This window comes from Williamwhitmania taraxaci, from assembly GCF_900096565.1.
Taxonomy (GTDB): Bacteria; Bacteroidota; Bacteroidia; order Bacteroidales; family Williamwhitmaniaceae; genus Williamwhitmania; species Williamwhitmania taraxaci.
Genome location: NZ_FMYP01000009.1, coordinates 69,269 through 81,733 on the forward strand (window position 1 = coordinate 69,269; position 12,465 = coordinate 81,733).

At 44.7% G+C, this 12,465-nt stretch carries 13 protein-coding genes; 6 read left to right on the top strand and 7 right to left on the bottom strand.

Annotated features, from left to right (window positions below; genetic code table 11):
* Nucleotides 1-30 precede the first annotated feature (30 nt).
* The 5 genes from BLS65_RS03915 (at nt 31) to BLS65_RS03935 (ending at nt 3,885) form a co-directional block, all read left to right on the top strand.
* Entirely contained in the window at nt 31-453 is a 423-nt protein-coding gene (locus BLS65_RS03915) for a single-stranded DNA-binding protein (RefSeq protein ID WP_092436070.1), read from the top strand.
* Nucleotides 454-599: 146 nt separating this feature from the next.
* A complete protein-coding gene (gldE, locus tag BLS65_RS03920) occupies nt 600-1,958 on the top strand; it encodes a gliding motility-associated protein GldE (RefSeq protein ID WP_244500659.1) in 1,359 nt (452 codons plus the stop codon).
* Entirely contained in the window at nt 1,930-2,514 is a 585-nt protein-coding gene (gene gldD / locus BLS65_RS03925; RefSeq protein WP_092436074.1) for a gliding motility lipoprotein GldD, read from the top strand. Before gldE ends, gldD begins: the two co-directional genes overlap by 29 nt.
* Before the next feature lies 1 nt (nt 2,515).
* Complete coding sequence (locus tag BLS65_RS03930) at nt 2,516-3,157, top strand: 4'-phosphopantetheinyl transferase family protein (RefSeq protein ID WP_092436076.1); 642 nt, start codon at nt 2,516-2,518, stop codon at nt 3,155-3,157.
* Entirely contained in the window at nt 3,154-3,885 is a 732-nt protein-coding gene (locus tag BLS65_RS03935; protein ID WP_092436077.1) for a phosphoglycerol geranylgeranyltransferase, read from the top strand. Before BLS65_RS03930 ends, BLS65_RS03935 begins: the two co-directional genes overlap by 4 nt.
* Before the next feature lie 12 nt (nt 3,886-3,897).
* Here the strand turns inward: BLS65_RS03935 and BLS65_RS03940 are convergent, their stop codons facing one another.
* The 3 genes from BLS65_RS03940 to BLS65_RS03950 all read right to left on the bottom strand — a co-directional run bounded on the left by BLS65_RS03940 (nt 3,898) and on the right by BLS65_RS03950 (nt 8,181).
* Entirely contained in the window at nt 3,898-4,656 is a 759-nt protein-coding gene (locus BLS65_RS03940) for a hypothetical protein (protein WP_092436079.1), read from the bottom strand.
* Between the two features lie 141 nt (nt 4,657-4,797).
* Nucleotides 4,798-6,450 (bottom strand): alkaline phosphatase family protein, encoded by a 1,653-nt coding sequence (locus BLS65_RS03945; RefSeq protein ID WP_092436081.1) that lies wholly within the window; start codon nt 6,448-6,450, stop codon nt 4,798-4,800.
* Nucleotides 6,451-6,474: 24 nt separating this feature from the next.
* A complete protein-coding gene (locus BLS65_RS03950; RefSeq protein WP_092436082.1) occupies nt 6,475-8,181 on the bottom strand; it encodes a M14 family zinc carboxypeptidase in 1,707 nt (568 codons plus the stop codon).
* A 1,439-nt stretch (nt 8,182-9,620) separates the two neighbouring features.
* Between BLS65_RS03950 and BLS65_RS18710 the strand changes: the two genes are divergently transcribed.
* Complete coding sequence (locus BLS65_RS18710; RefSeq protein WP_092436086.1) at nt 9,621-9,809, top strand: hypothetical protein; 189 nt, start codon at nt 9,621-9,623, stop codon at nt 9,807-9,809.
* Nucleotides 9,810-9,880: 71 nt separating this feature from the next.
* Here the strand turns inward: BLS65_RS18710 and BLS65_RS03965 are convergent, their stop codons facing one another.
* The 4 genes from BLS65_RS03965 to ychF form a co-directional block, all read right to left on the bottom strand.
* Nucleotides 9,881-10,132 carry a hypothetical protein gene (locus tag BLS65_RS03965; protein WP_092436088.1) on the bottom strand — a complete coding sequence of 84 codons (252 nt, stop codon included), beginning with the start codon at nt 10,130-10,132 and terminating at the stop codon, nt 9,881-9,883.
* A 231-nt stretch (nt 10,133-10,363) separates the two neighbouring features.
* Nucleotides 10,364-10,627 carry a type II toxin-antitoxin system RelE family toxin gene (locus tag BLS65_RS03970; protein ID WP_092436090.1) on the bottom strand — a complete coding sequence of 88 codons (264 nt, stop codon included), beginning with the start codon at nt 10,625-10,627 and terminating at the stop codon, nt 10,364-10,366.
* Entirely contained in the window at nt 10,624-10,821 is a 198-nt protein-coding gene (locus BLS65_RS03975; protein ID WP_092436092.1) for a hypothetical protein, read from the bottom strand. The genes BLS65_RS03970 and BLS65_RS03975 overlap by 4 nt, the downstream gene beginning before the upstream one ends.
* A 331-nt stretch (nt 10,822-11,152) precedes the next feature.
* Nucleotides 11,153-12,253, bottom strand: a complete 1,101-nt coding sequence (ychF, locus tag BLS65_RS03980) for a redox-regulated ATPase YchF (RefSeq protein WP_092436094.1) — start codon at nt 12,251-12,253, stop codon at nt 11,153-11,155.
* Nucleotides 12,254-12,465 lie beyond the last annotated feature (212 nt).

Genomic DNA, 12,465 nt, shown 5'->3' on the forward strand with positions numbered 1-12,465 from the left:
TATAGGGTTAATCTTAAAATATTTTAGGTTATGTCGTTAAACAAAGTCATGCTGATTGGGAATGTGGGTAAAGACCCAGAAATCAGGAGCGCTAATGGAGTTCAGGTAGCAAGTTTCCCTATAGCTACCACTGAAGTTTTTTCGTCAAAAGCCGGGCAGCGGCAGGAACACACCGAATGGCACAACATTGTGGTTTGGCGTGGTTTGGCCGACGTCGTTGAGAAGTATGTGAAAAAGGGAACTCCTCTCTATGTCGAGGGCCGGATTCGCAACCGCTCGTACGATGGCAAAGATGGCGTAAAGCACTACATTACCGAAATTTTGTGTGACAACTTAAGGTTGCTTGGTCGAAAAGAGGCAACCAACGGAGCGCCCACACAAGAGTATGCTGCCCCAAAATCGCCGGATGTATCACAGGAACCACCTTCCGATGCTGATGATTTGCCATTCTAGTTGCCTGAAAGCGCAACTATATTCGTAATTATTGGAACACTTAACCGATTGTGCTTTATACTAAGGCAAAACATATGGCTAAGTGTTCCTTTTATTATTCCATCCTAAATGATTAATTTTAGGGCTTTAATCAAAACTCATTTCGATTGGAAATAGGTGTCCCTTTGGTTGCCCAAGGCTTCTTTGCTGAAATAATTGTGCATCCGCTTACGATCTCTTCTATTATAGGACTCCTCTTTCTTGGATTTCTGTTGATCTTTTCTGCTTTGGTTTCTGGGTCTGAATCGGCATATTTTTCGCTGTCTAGCACCGAAATAGCCCGTATCAGAAAGGCTAAGACCGGAAGTTCTGGCTATGCTATAAAGTTGCTCTCCGAACCCAATATGCTTCTAAGCACTGTGCTTATAGCCAATAATATGATTAACGTCGGTATTGTTGTTTTGAGCACGTTCCTTACATCCGAAATCTTCGATTTTTCGGCAGCACCTGTTCTTGGCTACTTTATTCAGGTAGTGTTGATTACTTTTTTAATTCTCCTTTTCGGGGAAATCCTGCCAAAGGTCTACGCAACTCACAGACCGGTGCCGATGGTTCATTTTATGTCTCGCCCCTTGTTTGTGGTTCAGCAAATAGTAAAACCTCTTGGGCATCTTCTTATTTTCATGGCTAAGCGTGTAAATAGGCACTTTTCTTTGCGCAAAAAAAATATATCCCTCAATGACCTATCCGATGCCATTGATATTACGGTTACCAAAAATCCTGAAGATCGAAAAATTCTGAAGGGGATTGTGAAACTCGTAAATATTGAGGCCAGAGATATAATGACTCCCCGCATGGATGTGGTGGCATTGGATTATACCGCTAGTTTTAAGGAAGTTCTTGATGTCGTGATGGAGTCTGGATTGTCTCGTATTCCTGTCTTTTCCGAATCGTTCGATAATGTTAAGGGAATTCTTTACGTAAAAGACATCTTGTCGCATATTCAAAAGGATGAGAAATTTCGTTGGCAATTCCTTATTCGCAAACCGTACTTTGTGCCAGAGCATAAAAAATCCAATGATCTGTTAGAGGAATTTCAAACGCGCAAGAATCATATGGCGATTGTGGTGGATGAATTTGGTGGTACGTGTGGAATTGTAACATTGGAGGATATATTAGAGGAAATTGTGGGTGAAATATCAGACGAGTCGGACCAAGAGGAAATTCTTTTTCACCAAATAGATGACGTTACCTATATGTTTGAGGGAAAAATTCTCCTAAACGATTTTTGCAAGGTCTTCAATGAGAACGTGGAAACTCTTGATGAGGTAAGAGGTGAAGCAGATACACTTGCTGGCCTAATCCTCGAAATGAAGGGTGAGATGCCTCGAAAGAATGATACTTTAACCTTCCGGCACTTTGAGTTTTTGATAGATATGGTGGACAGCCGACGCATTAAGAAAATTAGAGTGGTAGTAAAACCTAAACAATCAAGAAATGATCAAAATGAGGAGGTTGCTGATTAGCATGTTCGTAATTGGTTTTTTGTGCGCCTGTAACGAAGACTATATACCAAAACCTAGGGGCTATTTTCGCATCGACTTGCCTACCAAATCCTATAGAACATTTGATTCAACGGGTTTTCCATACCGTTTTGATTATCCCACAACTGCTTCAATATTTCCAGATAAAGGGAGGGTTACCGAACCTTACTGGATCAATTTGGTTGTTCCCGAACTCAAGGCTACTATTTATCTGAGCTATAAATCGCTCAAGAATGAAAAGATAAGCGCCCTTTTAGAGGACTCGCATGCCCTGCTATACAAACAATCGGCTAAGGCTGAATCGATAGAAGAGAGTGCTATTAGCATTCCTGATCGTAAAATTTACGGCTTGCTTTTCGATGTTGGCGGTAATGCTGCCTCTCCGGTGCAGTTTTATATTACCGATAGCACGAACCACTTCCTTCGCGGCGCACTTTACTTCTATACGGTTCCGAACAAGGATTCGTTGGCTCCAGTAAAAGCCTATATGCGAGAGGATATTCTTAAACTCATCGATTCATTTCATTGGAAAAAGTAACATGGGGCTAGTCTTCAATGGCAGCTTACTTGCCGATGCGCACCTTTGGCTATGGCGAATTGAGGAGGAAGAATCTTTCTTTCTTGATAAACTTAATTTATCTGCTGCCGACCAGCTTCTTTTGGCAACGTTTAGTGCTACTAGCCGGAGGCTGGAGTGGTTGGCATCTCGTTTTGTTTTACAGCAGGCGTTTGGGAACGAGGTTTATATTAGCTACAATGCCGAGAATAAACCTATGCTGAATGGAGTTTTAGGGCATATTAGTATTAGCCATTCGCATCAAATGGTTGGTGTTCTTTACCATCCTGTTTTTTCCGTTGGCTTAGATGTGGAGCGTGTTTCGGCACGACCAACAAAGGTAATACATCGCTTTTTGGATGACAACGAACAACTGCTAGTTGCAAAGGACGATGCGTGCGAAGCTATAACAAGAGCGTGGTGTTCCAAAGAGGCTCTTTTTAAACTTATGGGGCAGCATTGCTTCACCTTAAAGGACGATTTTAAGCTTACAACGGCATTGCAACCATCTTCGGATGAAGCTGTTTTTTTTCTAAAACCGCTTGGCGTTCCCCAGCAGGTGTTTTTTCATAAGGTTGACGATTATATAGTAGCACTCACCATTAATCAAAACAGTAAGCATTGAACGTAATTAATCACATTCTAAATGGGATTTCCTTCCGGAAGCAAATTGCGCTGCTTATCGATCCGGAGGAGCATACAGTTGCTTCGGCCGAAAACATGGCTAGAGAGGCCACTGAGGCTCATATCGATTTTGTTTTTGTGGGCGGAAGCTATGTTTCTAGCGATCTAACCTCCATTGTTGATGCAATAAAGCGAATCACCTCTATTCCTGTGCTGCTGTTCCCTGGAAGCCCCTTGCAGGTTGTCCCCAACGCTGATGCATTGTTGTTCCTGTCGCTCATATCGGGTAGAAACCCTGATTATTTAATAGGAAATCAGGTTTTATCGGCAGGGCTTATTCGAAAATCGAGGCTCGAAGTTATTCCGGTGGGATACATGCTGATTGACGGAGGTTCGGTTACCAGCGTGCAGTATGTGAGCAATTCCCTGCCTATTCCGGCCGATAAGCCCGAGTTGGCCGTAGCCACCGCGCTGGCCGGTGAGATGCTTGGGCTAAAGATGCTTTACCTCGAAGCGGGCAGTGGTGCCAAAAATCCAGTGCCTGCAAGCCTAATTGCTGCCGTTCGAAACGCAGTGAAGTTGCCCATTATAGTGGGCGGTGGTTTACGCGATGAAGTGGCCGTTTCTGCTGCATTAGCGGCTGGTGCTGACATTGTGGTAGTGGGCAATGCTGCCGAAAACGACCTCGGCGTTATTGCCAGATTGGCCCAGGTGGTTCATTCCCACTAAGCCATTTCTTACCTACTCGTAGTCCCAAACGTACATTAATCCTCCGGTAACGGTGAAGGAGGAATGGGAGGTTAAGTGTTCAATCTTTTGGGTATCAAGGTTGGTTCTTGTGGTTTTATTGTCTCCCCATGGCATATAGGAGTAGGTTGGGTGAACATATAGCCTGAAATTCCATACCTTATACCACCAGCGCAAGCCTAAGTCGATGGTGGGCACAAACTGAACGTTGCTGTTTTCTGATCGAATTGACTCCCTCACGAACGAGTAGTTACCGTTGCCGAAGTCAACGATGGTGGTGGTTGTTTCTTCGTAAGTTTCGCTTGTCTTTTTGCTGTAATACCCCATGGATAGGCCTCCTTCTATCTCTAGTGTTCTGGGAACAAACCTTAAAAGCAGCAAATCCAAAATGTCTGTTGAAGTTCCCCTTCTTGGTGGCGTAGCCGTTCCATACCCATTATTATTCCTTTTGTCGAAGCAGGTTACGTTTCTACGGCCAAGGGTATATGCTGCCCTTACTGGGATCCGGTAGAAGGTAACTCCTGTGAATTGCTCGGAAATGTATATGCCGCTGTAGATCGCTAGTTTATTGTTGGGAAAATGGTTTGCTATTATGCCCATGCAGGTACCTGCCGGACCTGAACTGCGCGTTTTGCCGGGTGATGTGATTGCATATATTCCATATTCTGTGCCAATGGCATAACCGGAGGTTTGGGCGGCAGCGCCCATCGATAATAGGATGATGAGTAGTGTGATGTGTAGCTTTATTGTCATGGGTTTAGTTGCAATAGTTTTTAATTGCACGTGATTTATAGATTTACTGTATTCTCTGCATGAGATTTTTTCATAGCAATAGAGACGTAATACTCTGCGCCTTTACTGCTGCGTTTGTTTCTCTAGGGAATTACTACGGTTCTACCTAAACATCTCCTCCAATGGTTTTCCGCTTGCGGCGTTGGGCCACGAAATGTCGATGAAGGTGGCAATGGTTGGAGCTACATCCGCAATATCCATGGGGGTAAAGATACTTTTGCGCTTAATTTTCCATCCATAAAATATTAGGGGAACGTGTGCGTCGTAGCTGTAGGGGCTGCTTTGCGCCGATGAAGTTTCCCCTCTCTCTGTCCATCCTGGTTCAAGGAAGAAAATTATATCGCCCGAACGCTTGATATTGTAGCTGTTCTGCATCTTGAATAGGTTGCCCTCGCTGAAGGCCATGTTTGTCATGGTGGTAGCGGTGGTAGCGGTGGCAACCCCCGAGAACTGAACCATGAATTCGCTTATCTTATTCTGAAAATCGGAGAGGTTTATGTTGCTATCCTCAATTAGGTTGCGGTTCAAAAAAATCTGCTTTTGATCGTAGCCCTTAATCCACTCTCCCTTGCCATAGGTTACCGAGAGGTAACTCTTTAGTAGGGCAATGGACTGCTTCGGTTCGAAGGTTCCTCCTGGGACGCGAACGCTTCCCTTCTTTCCAGGGCTGTCGGAAGTTCCGTGGTCGGAGGTGAGGATTACCAGCACGTTTTCACGCCCAATGGTTTCGTTTAGGAATTTCATGAAGTGCGCCAATTCGGAGTCGAGGCGGTAGTAGGCATCTTCCAACTCCACTGAGTTTGTTCCATACTTCCTGCAAATGTCGGCAGTGGGAGCAAAGTAAACCGTAAGCAGATCGGTGGCGTCATCCTTTCCCAAATTTTCGTTTACAATGGCCGATAGCGCAAAATCTTTTGAGTAGCTATTCCCGTACGGGGTTTCAGCGAGGATGCTGAAATCTTTGTCCTTGGCCTTTTCTGCAAAGAGTGATTTAATAAGCGTGAGGGGATTTTTTCGGGTTTCTTCTATGTCTTTTCTTTTAATGGTATCGATAGCCGAAATGTCCGGTGATATATAGTTGCCCAGTGGAAGTAGTGTTTCCCAAGAGCGCTGCACATAGTCTTCGGCAAACTGTTTTTTGTTAAAATCGGAGACCCACTCGGGTAATTCTTTTTGGTAAAAATTACTGGTCATCCATGTCCCATGGTAGGGGTTTAGCCAGTATGCTCCATCACCCGAGTGCCCTGCTGCCAGGACTGCCTGCTGAGGGTCGAGTGAGACCGCGAAAACCTTCGATGCAGGATTCCATCGCTTTAGCTCATCGCCAAGGGTGCTGGCCATCATGTTGCGAGGCGAGTGCGAACCATACATATCATCGCCACCCACACCGCGGTAGCGCTTGTCGAAGGTGGCGGTAACCATTTCGTTGTTGGATCGGTTCAGCCAGCGGTCGGAGACTATACCGTGTGAGGCTGGTTGCGCTCCCGTGAGGAGGGTGGCAATTCCGGGTGCCGATTGTGTGAGCAGGTAGTTGTAGTTGGCGTTCTTGCAAAACGAACCTTCGTTTACTAGGACTTTAAATCCATCGTCCGAGAAATTTTGCCAGTAGCGGTGTAGAAAGTCGTTGCGCATTTGTCCAACAACAAGTTGAACAATAAGTTTTGGTCTTTCAGGTGGCTGCAGTTTGTTCGATTGTGCTTGCGTATTCAGTAAAGGGGTAATGCTAATCAGAATAATTAATGCGAAATGCTTCATATTAAGAGTAATGTTATTGCTATACTACTTCGAAATTACAAATTTGAGGGTAACTCTTTTATCGTTATGGGTAAGGGTGATGAGGTAAATACCGCTGCTTACGGTTCCCTGATTCATGATGCTGCTGACTGACCATTGGTTCTCGCCAGCTATAGAGGGCACCTTCCTGTTGGCTATGGCTTGTCCCAGTGAATTGTATATGGTAAGGCTAACTATTCCAGGTGTCTCGGCGAAGTAAATAATTTGGGATTCACTACCACTGCCCTTAATATAAAAGGTGCGTATCGGCTGGTTGAGTTGATCGGCCGACGATGTGTTTTTTGTGAGAACAACGTTTTCCTCCTTGCGGTCGATAAACGATCCAATGGTAATCGTCCTCTCTTCTGTGTTATATCCCAATGCGGAATAGGCGAAGGTATAGGTCCCCGGAGCGATTAGTCGGTAGTATGTTCCGGTGGTTGCGTTGCTCCAAGTTTGGGTGCTATCGCTATCGTGGTTTTTGGCAGTGACGAGTGCTCTTACGTAATTTCCATCGCTATCCTTAACCGTGCCGTAAAGTCCAGTAAGCACTCTGTTCATATATGCAAAAAGTGATTTGCGGTTGGCCCGCCAGTAGTAGGGCAGCTGATCCGATCCTACTAACTTTGTGAGAGAAATCTCTATGGTGACTTCTTTGCAGTGGTGCCAGTAGCCCATATAGTCTTGTCGGCCCCCTGTGATCCGATACCAATCTGCTCCGTTGGTTACTCCATTTGCTTCAATTTCGGTGAAGTATGATGAGTTGCCATCTGTTTGAGCCAAGTGGGCGTATTCTAACGATGTCGTCAGAAACCACTCCTTGTCCGGGTGGGTCTTTTCGCTTGTTAGGTGGTAATCCCATGGGTAGTTTACCACCTCGGTGCCGCCATGGAAATTGGCCGAAAGCACAATGGGGTTGGCTTTTGCAAAGTCCATCATTATCTGTGTTTCGGTTTGGGTTGTATTTCCATCGGGGTTCTTCCCAAACCAGGGGTCGGGGAAGTTGCGGTTAAGGTCAACCCCATTCTTATTGTAGCGTCTGGCCCCATTTAAATTTTGGTTACCGTCGTAGTAAGTAATGCCGTTGTAAGTGCCGTCGGGGTTGGCGTTGGGGTTTATAAAGACGATGGCTTTATCGAGCAGATTTGTAACCGCTGAGGCTTGTCCGTAGGTGGTAAGGAGGCTGTCAATTAGCCGAAGCATGAGGCCATAGCCGGTGGTTTCGTCGCCGTGCATGGTACTGGTAAGAAACACGGCAGGCTTGCCTATATCTTGGGAAACATTGGCCGATATTTTTGCCACATATATTTTTCGTCCGCCTACGCTAGTGCCAATGCTATCGAGCTTGCAGAGGGTGGGGTAGGTAGCTTCAAATTTTTTCATCATGGCGCGGTAAACCTCGTAGGTGGGGTAGCGATCCCATGCAGCCATTTCGCTTAGGGTTGTGGCCATATTCACCGCTCTGGTGTTAAGCAGCGATGGTCTGTTAAGCAGCGTGTAGCGATAGCCCAATTCTTTGAATTTAACCATCTCCTTGGGCGAAGCATAGGCCCACACCTGCAAATCCTTTACGTTGTCTATTGATATTATGCGGGTGATATCCTTCAATACTTCCTTGTTCTCTACGTTGAAGGTAAAGTAGTATTCAACATCATCCTGCGCAAAGGCTGTGGTGGAGAGCGCTATAAATAAAATGAATAGTAGCTGCTTCATGGATGTGATTTTTGGATGGGTAAATATACAAAAGATATGGAGGTTGAGGTGGTGAGGAATGGTTTTTGGCTATATTCGCACTTGTAAGGGTTTGTGGGGCACGGACAGGAAAAATGTCCGCGCGAGCATGGAGGGATTTACCTACAGTCGAACTGATAACTTGATCATGAAGGAATACGAATATATTCAATTCTCAAGGAGGCCATTGTCACTTTATCTATGGCCATTACTCTCTGTTATGCTTTTTGTTTTTTTAGTTATGAAGCAGTGGGATTTGTTTAACAATATTGTCTTTACGACTGTGTTGATTTTGTTCTATTATTACTCTTTTTTACGGTATGCCTGTGAAATATATGTAAGTAGTGATGTTGTGAAAATACACTATTTGGTCCCTTGGCTGACAGACCGGCTTATACCCAAAAATTGTTTAGTAGGGGCCGATTATCTGGTTAGTTTTTGGGATATGCAGTCTTCATCCACGAAATCGCGCAACTTTAAGAATGTTTGTTACGATACGCTTTTTCTTGATGCGGAAGATGGAAGCCAATTCGAACTGATAAATATTAACACACGGCTGACCTACTTTAATAAGTTGAGGGAGTATATCTCAGAATGCAAATAAGATTATTCCTGCTGAAGTAGCAACGACCGCGGTTAGTTTTATTCTTAACGAATTGTCGTTGGCCTTCTTCTTTTGCTCGGCCATTGCTTGTTGATCTTGGTTAAGTCTACTTTCGGTAAACTATCCGTATAATCAACTTTCCATTTGGAGTTATTGTCGACCGTCAAAAAACAGAAGCAGTGGATATTCTCAGTAGAGAATAGTCGCCCCTTCTGCTTTTTAGTGGTGCTTTTTTTGTGCTAGGCCTAATTCTAATGATCATTGGCCTTACCCTTGAGTGGAATCACCTCTCTTTTTGGTAGGCAGTTCTCCCTTTTTACCCCAAATGGCTAAGTTTTTGCCTCGATCACCTCGCTTTTAGTGAGGTTGTTCTACCCTAAAGCGAGAACGTTCTGGGTTCAAGTGAGAATGTTCTCACTTATACCTAGAATTTTTAGCTGACAAAGGTTCTTGATTCTCGCTTTTAGCGAGGTTGTTCTCCCTTTAAGCGAGAATGTTCTAACTTATACCGAGAATATTCTCGCTTTTAATTAGGTTGTAGAGGGTAAAAGTTAGGTTCACGCCCTTTATAGTTAGCCCGCTGGGGTTTAACGTTAGGTTGGCTTCCTTTGGAATTAGCCGAATCTCCCTTTAGGCCAGGTAATGCACCTTCAAGTGAGCATAAAACTCACCCCGCTTATAAATATCGCACTTCGTGATATGGATATGTCACGAAGTGGTCTCTGTGCCTCCATGTTAAAAAACTCCATGTTAAATCGGAAGTGCATAATTACCTAATTCCTCTGAGCCTTCTTGTTTTTGACGCCAATCGACTTCCATGAATAACTCCGAGTATAACTATATCCGAATACTTTACTTTGAAGATAATGTGTCAGCTGAGGCAAACCGCTTTTCGGTAGATTTTGTTTTTGGTTGGAAGCTCTTTACACTCATGGAAAGCAAGTGGGCTTTTTTCAATTCGTTCGATTGTTTGGAAAATAGCATCACCCACTCGGATAGCGTTTAATGGCTCGTGCTTAATGTATGCAATAAAGCCGGTAATGCTATTGATGTCTTTTAGGGCGTGCTCCGTTAGCCTTAGCGAATAAGCTTTTGGAGTTTCTTCCTTTGCTCTGCCCATCGCTGTTTGGCTTCGGTTAAGTTTACTGTGGGTGAATTCTCTGTGTAGTTCACCCAACTTTTAAAGTCCTCATCGCTTATAGGTTCACCGGGCAAAGAATAGTTGGCTCGTGTTGGTTCTTCTACGATGCGAATCAAATGCTTGCGTTCTAAGTCCTGCAATGCCTTGAGCGAATCGTTGTCTGTGAGTTCTATGACTACCGTTTGCATAATACCTCCATTAAGCTCGTTTAAACGCTGTTGCAATTATACGGAAAATTGGTGATTTGTTTTCATTCTTTAAATTCGATCGCTCCAGGTAGCCACTCTCTTGAGTCTTGCAGCAATCTTGGCGCTTACACACCTTTGATTGAAGTGGCGTTGCGAACTCGAGTATGCAAAAAAATAAGCGGGGTACTCTTCTCTGTCGAGAAAAGTCACCCCGTGAGTGATTTCTAGTGCCTATGGAAAAACCTTGTAAATATCTTTACGGTGAACTATTCGGGCAAATTCTACCGTGCCCTTTTCAATGAAAAGCCCAACTCTATATTCGCCAATTCGTATCCTATACACGTTTTTAAATCCCTTCAGCTTCTTTATGTTCCCTATCTCCGCAAGCTTAGTGGCTTCTTCAACCTCTGCTATGGCATGGGCAACATCGTTTTTTACCGATTGGCTTAGCTTGCCAATATCCCTGTTGAAGCTGCTGAGGAATTCAACCTTCATATCCCAAGGCTCTTCATAACTGTTTCCTTCGAAACCTTTTCTTTTCTATCGACCTTTTTCATCAGCTCTACCAGCCCAATATCCTCTTTTTCTTCGTTCGATAGTTCAGCGGAGGCGATGTTCATCCGGCGGAGTATTTCCTTAATGAAGTTGAGTTCCTCTTCGCTTTTTGGGGTTATAATAATAGAGTTCATTATTTTCGAAGTGTTTGGCTGTTATTACACCTAACTTATGCATGACAATTATACGGAAAATTAGCGATTTGTTTGCGTCCTATAGCTAAAGTTCGACGTAACTGCCCTCATCTATATTGTTGCAATATAGTTTTTGCCGGTATGTCATTCTAAAGTCTCATCGCATCCCTTTGGGGCGAAGCAATGCACCTTCAAGTAGCATAAAAACAGCGGGGCGGCTTTTCTTTCGAAAAGTCACCCCGCTTATAAATATCGCACTTCATGAAATTAGTCTAGTTGATAACCATTCCCTCCGTGGTCTCAGTGCCTCTGTGGTTGTTTTGCTGGTAAGCTACACGTTAAATCGGAAGTGCATAATGTCGCCATCCTGCACCACGTATTCCTTGCCCTCCACACCAATTTTGCCGGATTCGCGGCAGGCGGCCTCGGAGCCAAGTGTGGTGTAATCGTTATATTTAATCACCTCGGCGCGAATAAAACCACGCTCAAAGTCGCTGTGGATAATTCCTGCAGCTTGCGGTGCTTTGGTTCCGCGGTGGAAAGTCCATGCGCGGGTTTCCTGCACACCGGTGGTGAAGTAGGTTTGCAAATCGAGCAACTTGTAGGCCGATTTTATGAGGCGAACCACGCCCGATTCCTGTAATCCAATTTCCTGAAGGAACATTTGGCGCTCCTCGTAGGTGTCCAGCTCGGTAATGTCGGCCTCTGTTGCGGCGGCAATAATGAGCATTTCGGCATTTTCGTCCTTTATGGCATCGCGTACAATATCTACATATTTGTTTCCACTTACTGCCGATGCCTCATCTACATTGCAAACGTAGAGCACGGGCTTGTCGGTAAGGAGCATGAGGTCCCCAACCAACTTTCGGTCTTCCTTGTCGAGTTGAACCACACGAGCCGATTTGCCCTCGAGTAGCGTTTGACGGTATTGGGATAGTATGTCGTAAATCTTTTTTGCACTCTTGTCGCTACCGGTTTTGGCCATCTTCTCCACCTTGCTGATTCTCGACTCCACCGTTTCTAAGTCTTTCAGCTGGAGCTCCATGTCGATAATCTCCTTATCGCGTAGCGGGTTGATGGAACCATCTACGTGGGTTATGTTATCGTTGTCGAAGCAGCGGAGCACGTGAATAATGGCATCCGTTTCGCGGATGTTGGCCAGGAACTTATTGCCAAGCCCTTCGCCCTTGCTTGCGCCCTTTACCAGTCCGGCAATATCCACAATTTCGATGGTGGTGGGGACAATTCGGGTAGGCTTGTCGATGGACGCCAGCGTATTGAGCCTATCGTCGGGAACGGTAATAACCCCTAGGTTTGGTTCGATGGTGCAGAACGGAAAGTTTGCTGCTTGCGCCCGCGCGTTCGAGAGGCAATTAAAGAGTGTCGACTTGCCCACGTTAGGCAGTCCTACTATACCACATTGAAGTCCCATTATCGCTTTTTGATATTTTTTTCGGGGGGCAAAGGTAGGTTAAATAGTTAAAGGTTAAAAGTTAAAGGTTAAAAGAAGCGCAAAATGCTGTAAAATAGGCTTTCGGTAATTTGTTAGTGCCTTAAATCCGCAGGTCGATTGCTAGGTTTTAAATCTTAGCGTATTTAGGTTTGCTTGGTGGATATTTTGCCATTTTTTTGGTTCGACATAGC